This is a genomic window from Ochrobactrum sp. PL_is483, from assembly GCF_055816855.1.
In genome coordinates this window covers 21,419-40,903 of the sequence record NZ_JBVPGS010000033.1, presented here as the reverse complement: position 1 = coordinate 40,903, position 19,485 = coordinate 21,419, and the positions used below count along the sequence as shown (strand labels likewise).

At 59.6% G+C, this 19,485-nt stretch carries 21 protein-coding genes; 7 read left to right on the top strand and 14 right to left on the bottom strand.

Annotation, left to right across the window (positions count from 1 at the left end; translation table 11 throughout):
* The coding region (locus AC0TNJ_RS10305; RefSeq protein WP_473771012.1) for an autotransporter outer membrane beta-barrel domain-containing protein at positions 1-211 on the top strand (211 nt) is incomplete at its 5' end.
* A gap of 170 nt (positions 212-381) precedes the next feature.
* Here AC0TNJ_RS10305 and AC0TNJ_RS10300 read toward each other — a convergent pair.
* The 6 genes from AC0TNJ_RS10300 to AC0TNJ_RS10275 all read right to left on the bottom strand — a co-directional run bounded on the left by AC0TNJ_RS10300 (position 382) and on the right by AC0TNJ_RS10275 (position 7,712).
* Positions 382-1,443, bottom strand: coding sequence for an ABC transporter ATP-binding protein (locus tag AC0TNJ_RS10300; protein ID WP_122002725.1), 1,062 nt, complete (start codon positions 1,441-1,443; stop codon positions 382-384).
* A gap of 5 nt (positions 1,444-1,448) precedes the next feature.
* Positions 1,449-2,246 carry an ABC transporter permease gene (locus AC0TNJ_RS10295; protein WP_473771033.1) on the bottom strand — a complete coding sequence of 266 codons (798 nt, stop codon included), beginning with the start codon at positions 2,244-2,246 and terminating at the stop codon, positions 1,449-1,451.
* On the bottom strand, positions 2,243-3,136 hold the full coding sequence (locus tag AC0TNJ_RS10290; RefSeq protein ID WP_473771032.1) for an ABC transporter permease: 894 nt from the start codon (positions 3,134-3,136) through the stop codon (positions 2,243-2,245). Before AC0TNJ_RS10290 ends, AC0TNJ_RS10295 begins: the two co-directional genes overlap by 4 nt.
* 207 nt (positions 3,137-3,343) lie before the next feature.
* Complete coding sequence (locus AC0TNJ_RS10285) at positions 3,344-4,447, bottom strand: ABC transporter substrate-binding protein (RefSeq protein WP_473767235.1); 1,104 nt, start codon at positions 4,445-4,447, stop codon at positions 3,344-3,346.
* A gap of 362 nt (positions 4,448-4,809) precedes the next feature.
* Positions 4,810-6,387 (bottom strand): DHA2 family efflux MFS transporter permease subunit, encoded by a 1,578-nt coding sequence (locus tag AC0TNJ_RS10280; protein WP_473771031.1) that lies wholly within the window; start codon positions 6,385-6,387, stop codon positions 4,810-4,812.
* Positions 6,388-6,479: 92 nt separating this feature from the next.
* Complete coding sequence (locus AC0TNJ_RS10275) at positions 6,480-7,712, bottom strand: HlyD family secretion protein (RefSeq protein WP_122002730.1); 1,233 nt, start codon at positions 7,710-7,712, stop codon at positions 6,480-6,482.
* 124 nt (positions 7,713-7,836) lie between these two features.
* Here AC0TNJ_RS10275 and AC0TNJ_RS10270 point away from each other — a divergent pair, with 124 nt between their 5' ends.
* Together AC0TNJ_RS10270 and AC0TNJ_RS10265 are read left to right on the top strand one after the other, a co-directional pair.
* Positions 7,837-8,601, top strand: coding sequence for a TetR/AcrR family transcriptional regulator (locus tag AC0TNJ_RS10270; RefSeq protein WP_473771030.1), 765 nt, complete (start codon positions 7,837-7,839; stop codon positions 8,599-8,601).
* 243 nt (positions 8,602-8,844) lie between these two features.
* The gene (locus tag AC0TNJ_RS10265) at positions 8,845-9,627 is read left to right on the top strand and encodes a LuxR family transcriptional regulator (RefSeq protein ID WP_122002732.1); all 783 of its coding nucleotides are present in this window, start codon (positions 8,845-8,847) and stop codon (positions 9,625-9,627) included.
* Between the two features lie 104 nt (positions 9,628-9,731).
* On the opposite strand, the gene AC0TNJ_RS10260 is transcribed toward AC0TNJ_RS10265, so the two are convergent.
* From AC0TNJ_RS10260 to motA, 7 genes are all read right to left on the bottom strand, one after another.
* Positions 9,732-10,160: a hypothetical protein gene (locus tag AC0TNJ_RS10260; RefSeq protein ID WP_122002733.1), complete on the bottom strand. Its 429-nt coding sequence runs from the start codon at positions 10,158-10,160 to the stop codon at positions 9,732-9,734.
* Between the two features lie 124 nt (positions 10,161-10,284).
* Positions 10,285-11,355 (bottom strand): flagellar biosynthesis protein FlhB, encoded by a 1,071-nt coding sequence (gene flhB / locus AC0TNJ_RS10255; RefSeq protein WP_473771029.1) that lies wholly within the window; start codon positions 11,353-11,355, stop codon positions 10,285-10,287.
* Positions 11,356-11,368: 13 nt separating this feature from the next.
* Positions 11,369-12,424 carry a flagellar motor switch protein FliG gene (locus tag AC0TNJ_RS10250; protein ID WP_473771028.1) on the bottom strand — a complete coding sequence of 352 codons (1,056 nt, stop codon included), beginning with the start codon at positions 12,422-12,424 and terminating at the stop codon, positions 11,369-11,371.
* 11 nt (positions 12,425-12,435) lie between these two features.
* Positions 12,436-12,783, bottom strand: coding sequence for a flagellar motor switch protein FliN (fliN, locus tag AC0TNJ_RS10245; protein ID WP_104756701.1), 348 nt, complete (start codon positions 12,781-12,783; stop codon positions 12,436-12,438).
* On the bottom strand, positions 12,780-13,250 hold the full coding sequence (locus AC0TNJ_RS10240) for a BAB2_0123 family type IV secretion system effector (RefSeq protein ID WP_473771027.1): 471 nt from the start codon (positions 13,248-13,250) through the stop codon (positions 12,780-12,782). Before AC0TNJ_RS10240 ends, fliN begins: the two co-directional genes overlap by 4 nt.
* Positions 13,231-14,196 (bottom strand): FliM/FliN family flagellar motor switch protein, encoded by a 966-nt coding sequence (locus tag AC0TNJ_RS10235; protein WP_473771026.1) that lies wholly within the window; start codon positions 14,194-14,196, stop codon positions 13,231-13,233. Before AC0TNJ_RS10235 ends, AC0TNJ_RS10240 begins: the two co-directional genes overlap by 20 nt.
* Position 14,197: 1 nt before the next feature.
* Entirely contained in the window at positions 14,198-15,070 is an 873-nt protein-coding gene (gene motA / locus AC0TNJ_RS10230; protein WP_021585290.1) for a flagellar motor stator protein MotA, read from the bottom strand.
* A gap of 147 nt (positions 15,071-15,217) precedes the next feature.
* Here motA and AC0TNJ_RS10225 point away from each other — a divergent pair, with 147 nt between their 5' ends.
* From AC0TNJ_RS10225 to AC0TNJ_RS10210, 4 genes are read left to right on the top strand one after another with little or no spacing between them, the layout of a single operon-like run.
* Positions 15,218-16,006, top strand: coding sequence for a DUF1217 domain-containing protein (locus AC0TNJ_RS10225; protein WP_122002758.1), 789 nt, complete (start codon positions 15,218-15,220; stop codon positions 16,004-16,006).
* A gap of 3 nt (positions 16,007-16,009) precedes the next feature.
* Positions 16,010-16,741: a flagellar basal-body rod protein FlgF gene (gene flgF, locus AC0TNJ_RS10220; protein ID WP_473771025.1), complete on the top strand. Its 732-nt coding sequence runs from the start codon at positions 16,010-16,012 to the stop codon at positions 16,739-16,741.
* Complete coding sequence (gene fliI, locus AC0TNJ_RS10215; protein WP_473771024.1) at positions 16,738-18,096, top strand: flagellar protein export ATPase FliI; 1,359 nt, start codon at positions 16,738-16,740, stop codon at positions 18,094-18,096. Before flgF ends, fliI begins: the two co-directional genes overlap by 4 nt.
* Positions 18,093-18,695 carry a hypothetical protein gene (locus AC0TNJ_RS10210; protein WP_473771023.1) on the top strand — a complete coding sequence of 201 codons (603 nt, stop codon included), beginning with the start codon at positions 18,093-18,095 and terminating at the stop codon, positions 18,693-18,695. The genes fliI and AC0TNJ_RS10210 overlap by 4 nt, the downstream gene beginning before the upstream one ends.
* A gap of 133 nt (positions 18,696-18,828) precedes the next feature.
* Here AC0TNJ_RS10210 and AC0TNJ_RS10205 read toward each other — a convergent pair whose 3' ends face one another.
* On the bottom strand, positions 18,829-19,302 hold the full coding sequence (locus tag AC0TNJ_RS10205) for a GNAT family N-acetyltransferase (protein WP_473767225.1): 474 nt from the start codon (positions 19,300-19,302) through the stop codon (positions 18,829-18,831).
* Positions 19,303-19,485 lie beyond the last annotated feature (183 nt).

The window sequence follows — 19,485 nt, the reverse complement described above, 5'->3', positions numbered from 1 at the left end:
GATGCTGGGTGGATCGTCGGTCAATGTGGCGGGCGTCGACTTCGACACCGACAATGACCGGACCTGGGGCGGCATCGGCGCTGGCGGCACCTATGCCTGGGCCGACAACAAATATGCCGTCTATGGCGAAGGCTCGATCAATACCGCGCTCAACCACTTCGCCGACAGCTATGCCCTCAAGGGCACCGTCGGCTTCAAGGTCAAGTGGTAAGGCGCAAACCCGTCTTCCAAAAAGCAAAGCCCCGGTTCCAGCCGGGGCTTTGTTGTCTGAACGATCGGCACGTTCCGCCAAATGCCTCATATGTGAACTGCGATGCAAAGGCTGAACTGAAGCGGGCCGTATCCTGTCCGAAAACGGTTTCACACTTTTCGGGATGCGCTCTAATCCGCCAATACCAGCAGATCGTGCGAGGCGAAATGCACCGTCACCTTGTCGCCGCGCTGCGGCGGCGGCTGGGTCGGGTCGTTGAACGCGTCGAACGACAGGCGGTTCTTGCCCAATGCCACACGCGTACGGATGACGGAGCCGAGAAAATGTACGTCCTCGATGGTTGCATCCAGTGAGGTGTCGTGGCTCTTGCGGGCTTCGAGGCTGACAGCTTCCGGGCGCAAGGCGAGCGTCAGAGGCTTGCCCTTCGGATGATGGTCGAGCTTTTCCTGCACGGTGATGGTGCGCCCGTCGAGATCGATGCTGTTCTGGCCCGGTTCGCTGACCGAGGCCTCCAGCATGTTGAGCGTGCCGACGAAGGACGCCACGAAGCGCGAGGCCGGGCGGTTATAGATGTCGAAAGGCGAGCCGATCTGATCGGCGCGGCCTTCGTGCATGACCACGATGCGGTCGGAGATCGACAGCGCTTCTTCCTGATCATGGGTGACGAAGACGGTCGTAATGCCGAGCTTCTGCTGGATAGCGCGGATTTCCTCGCGCAGGGAGATGCGGATTTTCGCATCCAGCGCCGATAGCGGCTCGTCAAGCAGGAGAACCTGCGGCTTGGTGGCGAGCGCACGCGCCAGCGCGACGCGCTGCTGCTGGCCGCCGGACATCTGATAGGGATAACGATCCGCCAGATGGTCGAGACGGATGAGCCCCAGCATTTCCTTCACCGTGGCGTCGATTTCCGCCTTTGGCTTTCCGGCAACGCGCAGGCCGAACGAGACGTTCTGCGCAACCGTCATATTGGGAAACAGCGCATAGGCCTGAAACACCATGCCGATATTGCGCTGGTTGGGCTTGAGGTCCACCACATCCTTGCCGTTGATTTCAATCGCGCCGCTGTCGGGCGTCTCGAAACCGGCGATCATGCGCAGAACGGTTGTCTTGCCGCAGCCCGATGGACCAAGGAAGGAAACGAATTCGCCTTTTTCCACGGCAAGGTTGAAGTCGTGGACGACGGTATTGGCGCCGAAGCTCTTTTTCAGGTGCTTGATATTGAGAAAAGCCATGAATGTTACCCGGCGGTTGTCTTGAATTTATTGAGGCGTGAAACGAGTTGCAGCATGATGATGCTGAGCCACGTGATGCCGAACGAAATGATCGCCAGCGCCGACGGTTCGTAGGCGCGGTTTGCGCCGACCAGCTGCAAATAGGGGCCGAAGGCGGGGCGGTTCAAAAGCGAGGCCAGCGTGAATTCGCCGATGACGATGGCGAATGTGATGAAGGCGCCGCTCATCACGCCGGAAATCACGTTCGGGAAAATCACCTTGAACATGATGCGTCCCCAGCCCGCGCCGAGGCTTTGCGCGGCTTCCGTCAGCGTCGTGACGTCGATGGTGCGCATCGCCGTGTCGACAGCGCGGTACATATAGGGCAGCGACAGCGTCATATAGCCGAACATCAAAAGCACATCGGTTGCCCGTGTTGACGCCGTGAATGGCAGCCATGACGACGAGTTGTAGATGCGCAGATAACCGAACACGATGACGATCGCCGGAATGACCAGCGGCATCAGCGTGATGAATTCCATCACGGGACGCAATTGCGGCAGGCGCAGGCGCACCCAATAGGCAGTCGGCACCACCAGCAGCACACCGAATATGATGGTCAGCAGGCCAAGCAGGATCGAATAGCCGAAGGTCGCCTGGAAGTTCGGATCGGAGAACACGACCCGATAGGCGTCGAAGGAATATTCGCCGCGCCGCATGCGCAGCGAGAATTCGAATGTGCCGATCAGGGGCACGAGGAAGTAGATCGCCCCGATCAGGAAAGCGACCCACGCTCCGATTTTTTGAGCCTTGAAGCCTTTCATCGCTGCCACCTCTCGGCGCGAATGCGCAGCCAGATATAGATGAGGTTGGAAACACCGGTAATGACGATCATGCCAAGCGCCAGCGCATAGCCGAGGTTCTGGTTATGCAGAACGTCGCCGCGAATCTGGGCATAAAGCAGGATAGGCACGATGTTGAGCGAGGAACCCGTCAAGGCATAGGCGGTTGCGATGGCGCCAAAGGCATTGGCGAAGAGCAGAAGCGTTGTGCCAAGCAGGCTCGGCCACAGGATCGGGAAGGCCACCATGCGCCAATATTGGGCTGTGGTTGCGCCCAGAATGGATGAGGCTTCCCGCCATTCTTTTTTCAGCCCGTCGAGGGCGGGCGTCAGGATCAGCACCATCAGCGGTATCTGAAAGAACAGATAGGTCAGCGTCAGCCCGAAGAAGGAGAGCAGGTTGAAGCCGGTCGAGTAGAGATTGAAGCCGAACCATTCTCTGAGCAGGATGGTCACGAAGCCGGTTCGTCCCAGCGTCGCCAGAAAGGCGAAGGCCAGCGGCACGCCCGCAAAGTTCGACGCCACGCCGGAAAAGGTCAGCACCGTCGGGCGCAGCCATGGCGGCAGATTGCCGAGGACGACCGCCCAGGCGAGAAAGAAGCCGATGATCGCGCCGCCAATGGCCGATGCAAGGCTGACCTTGATCGATATCCAGTAGGCGCTCATGATTTGCGGCTGGAACAGATCGTAGATGTTCTGGAGCGTGAAGTTGCCTGCCGGGTCCTGAAAGGCGCCGATGATGAGATACATCGTCGGCCAGATCAGGAACAGAATGGCGAAGATGAAAAACGGTGTCACGCCAAGCCAGGACAACGGAAGCTGGCGCTTGCGCGCCCCGCTGCTGGGGACAGTTGTTTCGGCTACTGCACTCATGCGCTCTTTCTTTAGACCGGGTTCCCGCCAGAACGGAACTGAATCGTTCCAACTTTTTGTTTAATTGTGCGATCAGCAGGGCTGTCATTCGGTGTCAGGCAATCAATAAAGTGCCTGAGTGTGAACCCCTTTGATATCGCGCCGACCGTGTAAGGCCGACGCGATATGTGTTCGATGCGACAGGCACGAGCCTGTCGCTCGCGGTCCTTACTGGACGTTTGCGCCCACGACGCTATCCCATTCCTTGGTGATCGTGGTCTGCGCGGCCTCGATCTGCTCCAGGGTCGGGAAGATAGCCTTTTCATAGGCTGCTGCCGGCGGCAGCTTGTCGAGCAGTTCCTGCGGGATCTTGCCGGCCTTCGCCATCGCGTTGAAGCGGATCGGGTGGCAATAGCCCTTCAGATAGCCGAGCTGGCCTTCATCGGAATAGATGTGCTCCATCCAAAGCTTCGCAGCGTTCGGATGCGGTGCGTAGGCGCTGATCGCCTGAACATAGACGCCGGCGATGACGCCCGACTTCGGAATGACGGTTTCGACTTCCGGATTGCCCTTGAGCGTGTCGCGGTCGGCGAGCGCGTTATAGTCCCAGCGGATGACGATAGGGGTCGAGCCCTGCGCCAGCGAAGCGGCCTTGCCGATGACCGGAACGAAATTGCCGTTGGCATTCAGTTCCTTGTAGAATTCAAGGCCCTTCTTGCCCGCGGCTTCGCCCGGCTCGCCGCCACGGGCGATACCGGCGGCATGAACGCCGAGAATGGCCTGCGCGGAAACGCGCGGATCACCTGCAAGCGCGACGGAGTTCGCATAGTCGCTCTTGAGCAGGTCTTCCCAGTCGGTGGGCACGTCCTTGACGATGTCCTTGTTCACTTCGAAAGCCAGAACGCCGTAATAATCGCCGTACCAGTAGCCTTCCGGGTCCTTGGCGCTATCCGGAATTTCGTCCCAGGTTGCGACCTTGTAAGGCTGGATGAGGGCATCCTTCTTGGCAGAAGCGCCAAAGGCAAAGCCGACGTCGATGACGTCAGGAGCCTGCGGACCCTTGTTGTCCTTGTTGGCCTTGATGGCTTCGACTTCATCGCCCGAACCGGCGTCCGGGTTCAGTTCGTTGACCTTGAGGCCATACTTGTCCTTGAAGCTCTGGATGATCCCGCCATAGCCGCACCAGTCATGCGGGAGTGCGATGGTGGTCAGTTCGCCTTCTGCCTTGGCGGCGGCGATCAGTTCGGCTGACGGCTCGGCAGCGGCGATGGAAACTCCGGCAACGGCGATCGCCGTCGAAAGCGACAGCAGACGCGCTGTGTAGCTAAGCATTGTTTGACTCCCCTGTTTAAGGTCCGGCGAACGCCCCGGGTCGATTCCGGTGCTCGCGCATTCCCGATACCCGCCCTGTATGACGGTTGGATGACAGTTTGTGGCTTGTCACAAACTGCCAGCGACGGAAAGTGAAACACGTTTTCAGAGACTTAGCAATTCATCCGTTTGCGGGAGCGGCATTTTTATGACAGGAATTGTGACAGAGAATTCGCGATTGTCATAAATCTGCAAGACGCTTTTCCCTGTGCGACAAGGGTTTGTCCCGGTGCGGCATCGACGCCGTATGCGAGGGGATAAACGAAAATTTCCGAAATGAGAATGAAAACCCTCAGGTTTCGTATGAAGCTGGAGGCGGGGGCCTAATGCCCTCCGCCTCCACCGGCAACCTGCTTGGGCTTGCGCAGCATGATGGCGCAGACGGCAAGCGAACAGAACATCATCGTGAGGATAAAGAACACGTCGATGAAGGACAGGAGGGTCGCCTGCTGGCGCACCATGCCGGAAAGCTTGGAAATGGCGATGGTCGCGCCGTCCAGACCCGCCGCATTATATTTGGCGGTCAGATTGGCGATCATCCTTTCCGCTTCGGCATTGCCCCAGCGGACATGTTCGGCCAGCCGCTCATAATGCATGTCGCCGCGCCGGGTCAGGATCGTGTTGATGACGGCAAGGCCGACAGCGCCGCCCAGATTGCGCGTCAGGTTGAACAGGCCGGACGCGTTCTTCAACAGGGACGGCGGAAGCGTGCCGAGTGCCAGATTGTTGATCGGCACCATGCACAGCATCAGCGAACAGCCGCGCAGGATCTGCGGCAGCAGCAATTCGTAGAAATCCCAGTCGGCGGTGAGGCCGGTTACCAGCCAGGTCCCGGCGGCAAAGCCGAGGAAGCCGATCATCATCATCAGGCGCGGGTCCATCCGGTTGGACAGGAAACCGGCAACCGGCGCGGTGAAGAACATGGCGAGACCGCTGACAAACAGCGCCTTGCCGATCATCAGGGCGTCATAGCCGCGTACGCTGCTCAGATAGAGCGGATAGAGATAGGTAAGGCCGTAGAGGCCAACGCCCATGACAAAGGAGAAGAGCGAGCCGAAAGCGAAATTGACATTCCTGAAGGCGCGCAAATCCACGATGGGCTGCTCCGCCGTAAACGCCCGGTAGAAGAAGACGATGCCGCCGACGACCATGACGATGGACAGGAAGAAGATCGCGTCGTCCTGCAGCCAGTCGTTGCGCGGGCCTTCCTCCAGCACATATTCCATGGAGCCGAGGAACGCACCCATGCCGATCAGGCCCCACCAGTCGAACTTGCTCAGGAGCGAACTGTCGCCTTCGTCGAAGTCGATCAGGTTCCATGCGGCGATGGTGACGAGAATGCCGGGACCGACATTGACCAGAAACAGCCAGTGCCAGGAAAAAGCGTGGCTCAGATAACCGCCGATGGTCGGGCCGATGGTGGGGGCGAGCGTCGCCACAAGGCCGATCATCGGCGAGACGATGGAGCGCTTGGACGGGGGGAAGATGGTGAAGGCGGCTGCGAACACGCTGGGGATCATGCCGCCGCCGATGAAGCCCTGGATGGCGCGGTAGACGATCATCTGCTCGATGTTCGTCGCCGTCGCGCAGAGCATGCTGGCGAGGGTGAAGCCCGCCGCCGAAAAGGTGAAGAGCACGCGCGTCGACAACAGGCGGCCAAGGAAGCCCGACAGCGGAATCATGATGACTTCCGCGATCAGATAGGACGTCTGGACCCAGGAAATTTCATCGGAACTGGCGCTCAGGCCCGCCTGGATTTCGGCAAGCGAGGCCGACACGATCTGGATGTCCAGGATCGCCATGAACATGCCGAAAACCATGGCCAGAAAGCCGATGGCCTTCTTCGGGTCGATGCGGTCATCTGCCGGGGTCAAGGGCCCCATTGTCGTGTCTGCGGCCATGACGGCGCACTCCGGAATGAAAGAGAAAGGCGGCGCGAAATCCGTTTCAGCGCGCCGCCATCTGTTATTTCATGTCAGCCCACAGGTCTCGGTCAGTCGGCCTTTTCGCCGGGCGCCGTGCGCGTATCGATATCGACCACGACGCTGAGGCCCGCGCGAATCTTGCCGGATTCCAGCGCTTCCTTCGGGATCATGATGCGCACGGGCACGCGCTGCACGATCTTGGTGAAGTTGCCGGTGGCATTTTCCGGTGGCAGCAGCGAGAACACGGCACCTGAAGCCGGAGCGATGGATGCGACCTTGCCGTCGAACTTCGTGCCGTCAATGGCGTCGACATAAATATGCGCGGTCTCGCCGGTCTTGATGCTTGCGAGCTGTGTTTCCTTGAAATTCGCGTCGATATAAAGCTCGTTGACCGGGACGAGCGCGGCGATCTTCTGGCCCGGCGAAACGAGATCGCCCTTCTTGCCGGCAAGATTGCCGATCACGCCGTCAAACGGCGCGCGCAAGGTGGTGAAGGACAGGTCGCGGGCAGCTTTGTCGCGAGCAAGTTCCAGCGATTTTACCGTGCTTTCCGCTTCGCTATATTGGGCGTTGAGCACTTCGATATTGGCCTTCGCAGATGCAATCTGCGCATCGCTGCCTGCGACCTTGGCGCGAGCCTGATCCAGCGAGGACTGGGCCGTGTCCAGTTCGGCCTGCGCGACGAAACGCGTCTGGTGCAGTTTCTGCACGCGCGCAATCGTATTCTGCGCATTGGTCAGGACCGCGGTTGCAGCCTGCTTGTCGGCATTGGCTTGCTGGAGCACGGTCCCCGCGGCGTCGGTCTGCGCCTTGATGCGGATGAGCGTCTGCTTCTGGGTCGCAAGCTTCGCTTCGGCCTCATCGAGCGCGATCTTGTAGTCGCCCGCATCGAGCTGGAAGATCACATCGCCAGCTTTGACCTGCTGGTTGGCAACCACGGGAATATTTTCGATATAGCCGGTGACCTTCGGTGCGATGGAGGCAATATCGCCATGCACATAGGCGTCGTCGGTCGAAACCATGAAACGTCCGACCGTCCACCAGTCATAGGCGAACCACAGGCCGCCTGCGACCGCGACCGTCAGAATACCGGGCAGCAGGACGCGTTTGCCGAAGCCCTTCTTCTTGCCTCCCTTGGCTGTTTCCCCGGGAGCGGCTTCCTGCGGGTTGGGGACGGTATGGGGCTGCGATCTCTCGCTCAGCGGTGCCTCATTCGTCGCCGGCTGGGTCGCCGAGGCGAAGTTCTTGGCGTTGGGGAACGGATGAATATCGGCCTTATCAACGGACTTCGGGGCGGACATAGGAAAACTTTCTGCACATCCTTCGGATTGAACCGCTCGGTTCGATGTTGACATAGATCAATAAGATGCGCATATCAAGAGGATATCGAACCGATTGGTTCGAAAAAATTATGAGTCTCGAAGAATGAAACCCGATCGCAACACCAAAGGGCCAGCAGATACGATAGAGCATGACCGGAACCGGCATGATGAGAAAGATGTCGGCCGTCCCGGCGATGGCAAATCGTCCTGCACCGAAACGGAATGCGGTCGCACGCGGCTCGGCGCTGGCCAGGACCCTGCAAAGCGCCGCCAGATTCTCGAAGGCGCTCAGAACGTATTCCTGCGCATGGGGTTTGATGCCGCCAGCATGAACGACATCACGCGTGAGGCTGGCGTGTCGAAGGGAACGATCTACGTTTACTTCAACAGCAAGGAAGATCTCTTTGTTGCCTTGTGCGAGCATTATCGCCACACGATGTTCAGCGAGCTGATCGACAAGCTCGACAGCGGTTTCGAGAACCGTCAGGAACTGATCGATTTCGGCGTGGCGCTTGTGACGCTCATTACGTCCTCCAGCGCTATCCGCGCCCAGCGGATCGTGCTGGGCGTAAGCGACCGCAAGCCGGAGCTTGCCGCGCGGTTTTACGAACGCGGCCCGAAGCGCAGCCTCGTGGTCATGTCCGAATATCTCCAGCGGATGATCAAAAATGGCCAGCTCAAGCCGTTTGATACCGAGCGGATGGCCTACCAGCTTTCCGATCTGTTCCTGTCCAGCCTCTACAGACCCCGCCTGTTTGGCGCCCTGTCGGAGCCGCCATCCGCAGAAACGATTCGCAACAATGTCGAGCTTGCCGTCGATTTCTTCTACCGCGCTTATGGCGCTGAGAACGAAGTTGTTCTGAAATAGAACAGTCGGGGCGCTCGGAGCCTCGAACTCAAGAAAACTTTACCGCCGAACCAATTATGTTCTCAATTGAGCCATATTTTGGCGCGGGTTTTATGTGCAATTCTTTGCCATCGATTAATTGTGGGTTGTCAAAAGCCCTGTTTTTTTTGTCACTTATTAAAAAGATTGAATGGCTTCAGGCGACGATTCGCCTTCTCTAGAATAAGGTTAAAATCGCCCGCCAGCACCAAGGACATTATTATAATGACACTCGATCTGATCCATTTTCCGAATTTTAAGAAGACATTTTTTGGAACATCATTCCAGAGCGATACACTGGCACTGCTGACAAGAATTCGCGACGAAATCGGCTGTCGCCACATCCTGCACACTTATCGCGGACGGATGGGCGATTGCGCGAAAACCAATGCCTCCGACCTCACTGTTGTGATGACCGTGCCTTCCAACTGGGCGGCGCGCTACTCGACCAAGAACTATTTCGTCATCGATCCGATCTTTCGGGAAGACTCGCCCTATTTCAAGGATGATGTCAGCGGTATCGTTCGTGATCTCCAGGAAGAAGCCGACGAGTGCCCCGCCGTCGCTGAAATGCTGCAGGATGCGGAAAAGCACGGATTGGGCAATATTTTTATTGCCGTCTCTGCCCGTAGCCAGAAAGGTGCGCCCGGCTGTTCCCTGTTCAGCTTCGAGATCAGCCCCGACGAGGATCGCGAGCAGTTCGTGGCCAAGCTTCGTCCGCGCCTGCTGAGCCTGTCCGGGATCATTCATTCCTCCCTGTGCGACTGCAAGGATATCGCTACGGTCTCAAGTCTTCTGACCCCCCGTGAAATCGACTGCCTGCGCTGGGCGGCAAACGGCAAGACAGACGGCGAGATTGCGGAAATTCTGAACATCGCCCGCTGGACTGTCGTGACTTATCTCCAGAACGCGAAGATCAAGCTCAACTGCTCCAACCGTACTTCGGCTGTGGCGACAGCGCTATCGCTGGGCCTGATCGAAATGCCGGAAACGCATCATCTGAGCTGATCCTGCGGCTGCGTGAAGAAAAAATACCGGATGCTTTCATGCATCCGGTATTTAAACATATTGTCGCGAAAATCGGCGAGATGTTTCCCGAAAAGGGAACCGCTTCAGGCCCGTTTTCGAAGCGGCAGGCGGGCGGCGTCGAAGGCGTTGGCGAGCCTTGCCGTGTTCTTGGCCGGGTCCTCGTCCGCATCCTCGAAAGCGATGTGGTTCAGTTCGATCCCCGCCGTCTTGTCGGTCAGCGTCAGCCGGAAATAGGCATAGACGCCCTGATTACGAAACTCCATGTCCAGCACGATGGCAGGCGGCGACTGCCAGTCGCAGCGATATTCCCCGCCATGGCCGAGCTCCAGCGTGCCGGGAAAGAAGTAAAGCTCGGTCGCCGAACTGACAATATCGGCGATATTGGCAAAAAGCTCGCAGCGTATGAAGGCAATGTAGTCCGCCGGATCGACCAGACGAAGGTCGGTTGCGACTTCGCGCAGGTTTCCGGCAATGATCGCCTCGCGCTCGTTGGAGAATTGCAAGCTTTTCATGGTCTCACCGCCAATCTGGGGAACAGGCTGCCACTGTTCTGAAACATATAAATATCATGACTATCCATTTGTTCTTATGCATGTCTTACTCCCAAAACCGGTTCCCACTTTGGGGAGTCATGCTCTAATGTAATGCATGCCGCGTATTGATGACCCGGATCAGTTCGGCCACGGCCTTGTAGAATTCCGGTGCTATCATCTGGTCGACATTGACCTGTTTATAGAGCGCGCGCGCCAGCGGAACATCCTCGAATATCGGGATGGAATGCTGTGCGGCGATCTCCCTTATCTTCAGAGCGATCAGATCCTGCCCCTTTGCCACGACGACCGGAGCGGCATCCTGCTCCGGCTTGTAGCGCAGTGCTACGGAAAAATGAGTCGGATTTGCGACAATGAGCGTTGCCGTCGGCACGGTGTTGATCATGCGACGGCGCGCACGGTCGCGGCCCAATGAGCGCAGGCGCGACTTGACCAGCGGATCGCCTTCCGACTGCTTCAGCTCGTCTTTCACTTCCTGCCGGGTCATGCGCAGTTCCTGCCGCCAGTGAATGCGTGACCAGGCAAGGTCGAAACCGGCGATTGCAGTAATCGCCAGAACATTGGCGACGAGCAGGCGCACCGTGTTCTCGCGCAGAAATTCCGGCAGGGCGCTCGGATCGGAGGCGACCGCATCGGTGAAAAGGCTGTTGCCGCTGAAGAAGACGATAAAGACGATGACGCTCGCCGCCAGGAATTTCGCCAGCGACTTGAGAAACTCGACCTGACCGGCGCGCCCGAAAATGCGCTGCCATCCCTTGAGGGGCGATATGCGCGATGCCTGCGGGCGAATGCGCTCGCCAACGAAGCGCGGCACGTTCTGGAACGCGGAGGCGGCGATGCCAGCAAGCGGAATGATGATGAACACCGGCACCAGCGCCGCGCCAACGGCAAGCGCCAGCACGCCGAACAGGCGGCTCGCATCCTCGGCGCTATTCAAGAGCCAGTCCTCGGGGCGGTCAATCAGCTCCCGCAGGAAGACGGCCAGCTTCGTGGTGGCAGGTGCGGCGACAAAGACCGCGATAATCAGAAAGGAAGCGATACCGGCAAGGATCGGCGTTTCGCGGGAGAAGGGCATATTGCCCTTTTCCAAGGCGTCGCGGATTTTCTGCTCGGTCGCTTCTTCTGTTTTGCTTTCCTTGTCGGCATCATCGGCCATGCGTCACACAAAATCAGGTTGAAGCTTCGCTGGCGTCAAGGGTGATGATGCCGCGCTCGGAAAGGTCGATGGCGATACGGGCTATCGTGCGGCGCGCATCGGCGATGTTCTGCGCGGTGATGTTGCCCTGCTCGGCGCCAAGCTCGGTTTCCACCATGCGTCGGCCACGGGTCGAGAGCGAGGAGAGAACCAGTTCCTGAAGCCTTGTGTCGGCCCCACGCAGTGCGGTTGCGATCTGTTCCGTCTGCACTTCATCGAAGAGCAGCAGGCGCGCGCGCTGCGACAGGCGTTCAATGTCTTCGAAGGTGAAGAGCTTGGCCTTGATGCGGTTGAGATCGTCGCGGTTGAGGTCTTCGAGGCTCGCCATCAGTTCTTCCATCTCGCTTCTGTCGAGCTGGTTGAAGATGTTGGCGATCTGGCCGTGATGCGCCTTGACCGGACCGGAATCGCTGCGGCCCAGAAGGTCGCGCCGCAGCACGTCTTCCAGAATTTCCACCGCCGCTGGCGCCACATTGCCGATATGGAGCGAGCGCTGCACGACGGCATTGCGCAGCTGCGGCGGCAGGACGACGAACAGCCGGGCTGCAAGGTCGGACGGCAGCTTCGACACGATATAGGCGATGATCTGCGGATGCTGGTCGGTCAGATAGGCTTGCAGGCTTTCCACCGGCAGGCGTGCGAGCTGCACCCAGACCGATTCCTGAACGAGCTGCGGCTGGACACGGTCTTCGAGAACCGCATCGACCTCTTCCTGTGGCAGCGCTTCGCGCAGCAGGCCTTCGAAGCGCTGGGCAGCTTCCGAAACCGGAGCGCCTTCGGCAAAGGAATCCTCGAACTGCTTGACGAGCTGCTCGAAATCGAGCGGTGAAATCGGCTCCAGCGTGCGGGCATGACCGGCAAGCTTGCGCAGGTCCTCGGCATTGAAATGCTTGAGAAGACGCGCGGCGGCAGGCCGTCCGATGGCAACGAGGATCGCCGCGGCCTTTTGCGGGCCGGTCAGCGTATCGACGAGGCCGGTCGCGCCGCCTTCCATGTCTTCTGCAAGCGCCTGCTGTTCATTGTCGGCCATGGTCACGTCCGTTACTTGCCGATGATTTCGGTGAGGCTGACGCCGAAACGGGAGGAATCGTCTTCCAAAACGATCACTTCCCCACGCGCGATGACGCGGCCATTGACCACGATATCGACCGGATCGCCGATCTGCTTGTCGAGGGTGATGACCGCGCCGCGACCAAGCTTCATCAGATTGGCGACCGGCATGGTCGTACCGCCAAGAACCACCTGCACATCGACGGGAATGCCCATGATGAGTTCGAGATTGGGCTTGGATGGACCTTTTTGGGCGCTGCGCGGCTTTTCCTCGCGCAGTTCCTCAATGGCTTCGTCCAGTTCCTGCTGCATGTTCTTTTCCTTATTGTCCGCGCTCATGCCTGGCCTGCGAGATCTACGGTAGCTTTACGGACCGCGCGACGCACGAAAACCGGCAGCGCGTTCTTTTCCTTCGGAAGCGATTGTTCGGTGGCGGTCGCGATCCTGTCTTCGGTGCGTGCGCTGTCGGCGACGTTGCGCGCGTGGCGTATGTCGCGGGTCAGCGCCTTGCGCAGCCGGGTCAGCTCCTCGATTGCCTCTTCCATTTCGCGGCGCACGCGCTGCGTTTCGGCAAGACGGGCTTCAAGCTTGGTGTTTTCGTCAGCCAAAGCAGTGCCAAGATCGGCGCGCTCGCTCTGGATCGCCTTGACGGCGCGCTCCAGCCCGTTGGAGGCGGCTGCAATGCGCAGCGCCAGTATCTTGCCGAGCTTGATCGTCTCGTTGGCCTTGCGCCCCACCACGATGAGCGCGCCAAGCGATGCAAGAGCCATCAATGTGGAAAGCACGTTAGCCAGCAACAAGCTCATCGATGAAATCCTCTTCCTGATTGACGGGGTCGCCGACCTTGACTGTGAAATGAATGCCCGATTTGCCGAGCGTGCACTTGAAAAGCTGCTGGTCGCCCGCGCGCAGGCGCACCTGCTGCATGGCGTCGGCAGGCAGTTTCAGGACCTGACCGATTTCCAGCATCGACAAGGCGTCCAGCGTCATCGATCCCTGCTGGATGAAGGCTTCGAGTTCGATGCGCGCGCGGCTGACTTCGTGGCGCATCTTCTTCGCCCAGCTCGGATCGGCCTGGTTCATCGGGCGGCGCAAAAAGGCTGCCACGGCATCCTGCATCGGCTTGTGCGTGCTGCGCGGCAGAAGCAGATGCACCTGCCCGGTCTTGCCCGCGGCGGTAACATCGATGCGGCAGACGAAAAGGCGCGAGCGCTCGAAATTCTCGCGGTCGAATTCGGCGGTATCGATGCATTCACCGGCGGCAAAAAGCGCCTGGCCGTTCGCTTGTCCGCTTCCGGCAAAGACCTGATCCAGCGAACCGGCGAGATGACCGGCCAGAAGCGCGGAAATCTTCTGTTCCAGCATGCCGAAGGGGCGCTCTTCGTCGACGATCCCGAGATTTCCCTGCGCGCCATACATGGCTTCGATCACGGAAAATACGAGCGTGGCATCGGCGGCAAGATAAAGCGTGCAGCCCCAGCGCTCGGCCTTCAGGGGCGCGATGATCGCCGCCTTGTCGAGAATGTCGCCAAAGGCGGCATCGTCGATGCTTTCCACCTGACCCGCCTCAATGTCGAATGCGGCAGCGCAACCATGTTTCAGCCGGTCGCAGAAATGCGTCGAGGCATCCTTGAACACATGGGCAAGCGATTTCAGGTCATCGCCCGAAAGGCCTGCGGCGCGCAGCACATTCTCGGCCAGAACATCGGTTTTGCGGTATTGTTCCAATGTGGCTGTTTCGGGGGTTGTCATCTTACGCCGCCTGCTGGGTCGGCGCGCTCGCCATGGTTTCCTGCTCGACCACATCGATGGTCGGGCGATCATAGGCGGAGATGGTCTTGCGGCCATATTCCACGGCGATCTGCGGCAGGGAGCCGTTCATATAGGCGAGAAGCGTCTGCTTCACGACGATATAGAGGCGATTGTTCTTTTCGCGGGTCGATTTGATCTTGGCTGCGATCGGGCCGACGACGCCGTAGGAGAAGAAGATACCGGCAAAGGTGCCGACGAGGGCCGCGCCGATCAGATGGCCCAGCACCTCCGGCGACTGGTCCAGCGCGCCCATGGCCTTGATGACGCCAAGCACGGCGGCAACGATGCCGAGTGCCGGAAGCGCTTCGGAAATGCTGACCATGGCGTGATAGGGCTTGAGCTTGTCGCGGGCGATGGTGTGGATTTCCTCGTCCATCAGCGCCTCGATTTCATGCGAGCGCACATTGCCGACAATGATGAGGCGGCAATAATCGCAAATGAAATTGGTGAGGTCCTCTTTCTTCAAGACGCTCGGATAAGCCTGGAAGATCGGCGATTCCTTCGGATTGTCGATATGCACTTCCACTTCATTGCGCGACTTGGCGCGCAGCTCGCGCATCAGGCTGTAGAGCACGCCCAGAACGTCCAGATAGTCGCGCTGCTTGGGAACGGCATTGCTGAATGCCTCCATGCAGGCGCGGCCCGTGTCCTTCACCAGCGAAAACGGGTTGGCGATGAAGAAGGTGCCGAGTGCCGCACCCAGAATGATGACGAATTCCCACGGCTGGATGAGCACGCTGACATGTCCGCCCATGGCGATAAAGCCGCCCAGCATACAGCCCAGTGTGATGACAAGACCGACAATAATGCCCAAAGCTCGAGACTCCCGCCTACATTCTGTTTGCAGGGAACCTAAGCGCTGCGCCTTGCGCGAACCTTGTCTGGGTAAGCCAGCTTTGGCCAGCTTCGGACAAGCTTGACCTTTCATAAAGAGCGTAAATTTCAGCAGGGGGTCATGCGCATGGTCGATACGATGACGAGCTATCGCCTGATCGCGTCGAATATGGCGCGGTCGTTGCAGCGTGTTTCGAAGGAACCGATGGTGGAGCGGGAAACCGCCTACTACAAGGAGAATATCGGCAAGGTGAAATCCATCGATGATTTCATGGCCGACAGCCGCCTTTATAATTATGCGATGAAGGCGTTCGGCCTGGAGGACATGGCCTTCGCCAAGGCGTTCGTGCGCAAGATATTGACGGAAGGCATCAAGAGCGACGATGCCATGGCCAACAAGCTGACCGACAAGCGCTACAAGGAATTTGCCACCGTCTTCGATTTTGCGGGCAAGGGCGCGGAGGCGACCCAGAGCACCGCTGCGCAGCAGGGCGTCGTGGACAAATATGTTCGCCAGACGCTGGAGACGGAAGCGGGAAGCCAGAACGAAGGCGTGCGGCTGGCGCTCTATTTCCAGCGCAAGGCGCCGACGATCACCAATGCCTATGAAATCCTTGGCGACAGGGCGCTGGTATCGATGATCCAGACGACCTTCGGCTGGCCATCCTCGATATCCAATGCCGATATCGACAAGCAGGCGAAGATGATCGAGGACAAGATCGACTTCACCAAAATGTCCGATCCCGATTATGTCTCGAAGCTGATTTCCCGATTTACCGCCATGTATGAGATGAACAACCCGACCGCGAGCAGCCCGGCGTCGATTGCGTCCCTGCTTCTGGGCGGCACGTCTTCGGTCGGCATTTCGATGGACATCTTGAGCACCTTGCAGAACTTCAAGCCGGGCGGGCGCTAGGCGATGCAGAATAATTCGATCTATGTCGGGCTTTCCTCGCTCATCACGCTGGAACGGCGGATGGATTCCATTGCCCAAAACATCGCCAATGTCTCCACGGTCGGCTTCCGGGGCGAGGGCACCAAGTTCGAAACCATCGTTTCGAGCAAGGCCAGCGACGATGTGAGTTTTGCCACCGCAGGCAAGAGCTTCATCCGCACCGAGGCAGGCCCGATGATCAAGACCGACAATCCGCTGGATGTCGCCGTCAAGGGCGATGTCTGGATGTCGATCTCCACGCCGCAGGGCCAGATCTATACGCGGGACGGGCGCATGAACATGCTGCCGACGGGCGACCTCGTCACCGTCACCGGCCATCCGGTTCTCGATGTCGGCGGCGCGCCCATCGTGCTCAATCCGGCTGGTGGCGCGCCGAAGATTTCGAGCGACGGCGCGATCTACCAGAATGGCGCGCAGATCGGCGCCATCGGTCTCTTCACCATTCCCGCCGATGCCGACCTCACCTATGCGGGCACGTCCGGCGTGATCCCGAACAAACCCGCCCAGCCGGTGGCCGATGACAACAGCGTCGGCGTCGTGCAGGGCATGATCGAGGGGTCGAATGTCGATGCCATGACGGAGATGACCCGCCTCATCAGCGTGAGCCGCGCCTTCGAGCAGGTCAATAACCTGCTGGCGCAGCAGGAGACCACCGTTTCCGAAGCCATCAAGACGCTGGGCTCCAGAAACGGATGACGCCTGACCTGCCGCTCTCCCGTCTCGCCGCTTTTGCCCGACAGCAGTCGGTAGCGCCAAAGCCGCTCACCGGTATCGGCGGAACGGTGAGCGACGTGTCGCGTTCGGCGATTGCCGTGCGCGGGCTTTCGCGCGATGCGCGGCTGGGCGATGCGGTGGCGATCCATGCGCAAGGCAATCAGTGCCTTGCCGAGATCATCCGCGTTGCCGACACACAGGTGCTGGTAAAGCCCTTTGACGACCGCATCATCCCCTCGCTTGGCGCAGCGGTTTTCGAGGAAGGGCCGCTCAACATCCGCCCGGCGCCGGAATGGCGCGGGCGTGTCATCAATGCGCTGGGCCAGCCGATTGACGGCAAGGGAGCCTTGCAGCCCGGCACGCGGCCCATGGCCTCCGAGAGCCTTGCACCGGCGGCCTTGCGCCGCGCGCGGGTGGATCGCGGTTTGCGCACCGGCGTCAATGTCATCGATATTTTCACGCCGCTCTGCTTCGGCCAGCGCATCGGCATCTTTGCGGGTTCGGGCGTCGGCAAATCGACGCTGCTTGCCATGATGACGCGCGCGACGGATTTCGACACGGTGGTGCTGGCCTTGACCGGCGAGCGCGGACGCGAAGTGCGCGAGATGCTGGAAGAAACCATGGCGGGCCATCTCGACAAGACCATCACGGTGGTTGCGACGGGCGATGAAAGCCCGATGATGCGCCGCCTCGCGCCCAACACCGCGACCGCCATTGCCGAATATTTCCGCGACCTTGGCCATAATGTCCTGCTGATCGTCGATTCCGTCACGCGCTTTGCCCATGCCGCGCGCGAGGTGGCGATCGCGGCGGAAGAGCCGCCGGTTTCGCGCGGCTATCCGCCGAGCGTCTTCAGCCAGTTGCCGCGCCTTCTGGAGCGTGCCGGTCCCGGCATCACGGAAGCTGGCGGCAGCATCACCGGCATCTATTCGGTACTGGTCGATGGTGACGATCATAACGACCCGGTTTCCGACACCATTCGCGGCACGCTGGACGGCCACATCGTGCTCGACCGGGCGATTGCCGCGCAAGGGCGCTTTCCGGCGGTCGATATTCCGGGCTCGGTCTCGCGCCTTGCAAAACACAACTGGACGCCGGAACAGCGCAAGCTGGTCAGCCAGTTGCGGAGCATGGTCGCCCGTTTCGAGGAAACGCGCGATTTGCGCGCCATCGGCGCCTACCAGAAAGGCCATGACGGCCTTCTGGATCAGGCGGTCGACCTTGTGCCGCGTATCTACGACGCCTTGCAGCAATCGCCGGAAACCGGCCTATCGGGCGATCCTTATAACGACCTTGCCGCGGCACTGCGCGGCGACAGACAGGCGCAACACGCATGATGACGGGCTTTCGCAAGACAAAGGAAGAAAAACTCCTTGCTGACCTGACGGCGGAGGTGGAAGCCGCCGCACGGCAGGAGGGCATGAAGAAGCCGCAAAGCAAGGTGGACCGCTATCTGAAGATCGCGGCAATCACCCTTGCTGCGGGAAGCGCGATGCTGCCCTTCATCACCTATTTGCAGCGCGCCGATCTGGGCGCGCCGGAAAAGGCGGAGCGCAAGATCATCGATCCGCTCGACCGCTCGGAGCAGAAGACGGTGCGCCGCTTCCCGTCCTTCCGTCCGTCCGAACAGGTCGCGCCCAACGCCGAGGTGGACGATACGATGACGGGTTCCGTCATGTCGAACGGCAAGGGTCTTCCGGGAACAGGTGCAGGCGGCGATGGCGATGGCGGCGACGGGCAGGCTATGCCCAAGCCGGTTTTCGCGCTGCGCGAGGTGGTCGGCGGCATGGCGATGATCGAGGATACATCCGGCTACTGGTTCGTTGAAAAGGGCTCGCTGCTGCCCGATGGCAGCCGCCTTGTTTCCATCGGTCGCGGCGCGGGCACATGGCAGCTTACGACGTCGTCCGGCGATGTGATCCAGAAGACGCCGTAAGCCATTTTTCAGAACCCCGCCGAGGGCGGGATTCCGGTCCGGTTTGAATTGAACCGTTGGAAAGGCTCTAACTATTTGTTTTGTCGCATTTTCCAACGCAAACCGCTTCGCACTTTTGCTGGAAGTGCTTTAATCAGAACTCATATTTCATGATGCGTTCGCCGCAGATCACCTCTCCCGTCATCCGGAAGCCTGTCTGCTCATAGAGTCGCTGGGCACCATCGTTGCCCGGCTGAAGGCCGAGAATGACGAAGGGGCAATCCGGCAGTTCTGACAGCAGGCCCAGCAATTGCTTGAGGGCTGCGCGGCCATAGCCCTTGCCCTGATGGCGCGCGTCGATCATGAGGCGATAGATCCAGTAGTTTCCATCGTCTTCATCCAGGGCATACATGGCAAAGCCGACCGGCTCGCCTCCGGCCCGGATAAGGAGCGGAACACAGGCCGGGTTCTCCTCAGCGTCTTCCAGCGATTCCTCATTGCTGGCCACAAAGTCCTGCTGATGCGGATGAGGATGCAGGGCTATCACCTGCGGGTAATCTGCCTGCCTGACCGGTTCGAGGGTCACGGCGGTATCGTTTGCAGCGCGAGGCTGTCCATTCTGTTTCATGACAGTGGGTTCCTGTAAGGCGCACGAGTTGGGCGTCCGGATGGACGCACGGCGCTCCAAGTTTCGATAGGATGCCCGCTGGCCGATAGGAAACGCTTTAAACGGTCGCGCCTTGGCGCGTTCCAAAACCAGCGAGCGTGGCAAATTCTGTCTTGTTCAGCATGTCGCACCTCCCGGTTCGCG

What these genes read in the sequence shown, in the direction of transcription:
- AC0TNJ_RS10300 (WP_122002725.1), bottom strand. Translation starts at nt 1,443, where the DNA reads ATGGCTTTTCTCAATATCAAGCACCTGAAAAAGAGCTTCGGCGCCAAT.
- AC0TNJ_RS10295 (WP_473771033.1), bottom strand. Translation starts at nt 2,246, where the DNA reads ATGAAAGGCTTCAAGGCTCAAAAAATCGGAGCGTGGGTCGCTTTCCTG.
- AC0TNJ_RS10290 (WP_473771032.1), bottom strand. Translation starts at nt 3,136, where the DNA reads ATGAGTGCAGTAGCCGAAACAACTGTCCCCAGCAGCGGGGCGCGCAAG.
- AC0TNJ_RS10285 (WP_473767235.1), bottom strand. Translation starts at nt 4,447, where the DNA reads ATGCTTAGCTACACAGCGCGTCTGCTGTCGCTTTCGACGGCGATCGCC.
- AC0TNJ_RS10280 (WP_473771031.1), bottom strand. Translation starts at nt 6,387, where the DNA reads ATGGCCGCAGACACGACAATGGGGCCCTTGACCCCGGCAGATGACCGC.
- AC0TNJ_RS10275 (WP_122002730.1), bottom strand. Translation starts at nt 7,712, where the DNA reads ATGTCCGCCCCGAAGTCCGTTGATAAGGCCGATATTCATCCGTTCCCC.
- AC0TNJ_RS10270 (WP_473771030.1), top strand. Translation starts at nt 7,837, where the DNA reads ATGAAACCCGATCGCAACACCAAAGGGCCAGCAGATACGATAGAGCAT.
- AC0TNJ_RS10265 (WP_122002732.1), top strand. Translation starts at nt 8,845, where the DNA reads ATGACACTCGATCTGATCCATTTTCCGAATTTTAAGAAGACATTTTTT.
- AC0TNJ_RS10260 (WP_122002733.1), bottom strand. Translation starts at nt 10,160, where the DNA reads ATGAAAAGCTTGCAATTCTCCAACGAGCGCGAGGCGATCATTGCCGGA.
- flhB (WP_473771029.1), bottom strand. Translation starts at nt 11,355, where the DNA reads ATGGCCGATGATGCCGACAAGGAAAGCAAAACAGAAGAAGCGACCGAG.
- AC0TNJ_RS10250 (WP_473771028.1), bottom strand. Translation starts at nt 12,424, where the DNA reads ATGGCCGACAATGAACAGCAGGCGCTTGCAGAAGACATGGAAGGCGGC.
- fliN (WP_104756701.1), bottom strand. Translation starts at nt 12,783, where the DNA reads ATGAGCGCGGACAATAAGGAAAAGAACATGCAGCAGGAACTGGACGAA.
- AC0TNJ_RS10240 (WP_473771027.1), bottom strand. Translation starts at nt 13,250, where the DNA reads ATGAGCTTGTTGCTGGCTAACGTGCTTTCCACATTGATGGCTCTTGCA.
- AC0TNJ_RS10235 (WP_473771026.1), bottom strand. Translation starts at nt 14,196, where the DNA reads ATGACAACCCCCGAAACAGCCACATTGGAACAATACCGCAAAACCGAT.
- AC0TNJ_RS10225 (WP_122002758.1), top strand. Translation starts at nt 15,218, where the DNA reads ATGGTCGATACGATGACGAGCTATCGCCTGATCGCGTCGAATATGGCG.
- flgF (WP_473771025.1), top strand. Translation starts at nt 16,010, where the DNA reads ATGCAGAATAATTCGATCTATGTCGGGCTTTCCTCGCTCATCACGCTG.
- fliI (WP_473771024.1), top strand. Translation starts at nt 16,738, where the DNA reads ATGACGCCTGACCTGCCGCTCTCCCGTCTCGCCGCTTTTGCCCGACAG.
- AC0TNJ_RS10210 (WP_473771023.1), top strand. Translation starts at nt 18,093, where the DNA reads ATGATGACGGGCTTTCGCAAGACAAAGGAAGAAAAACTCCTTGCTGAC.
- AC0TNJ_RS10205 (WP_473767225.1), bottom strand. Translation starts at nt 19,302, where the DNA reads ATGAAACAGAATGGACAGCCTCGCGCTGCAAACGATACCGCCGTGACC.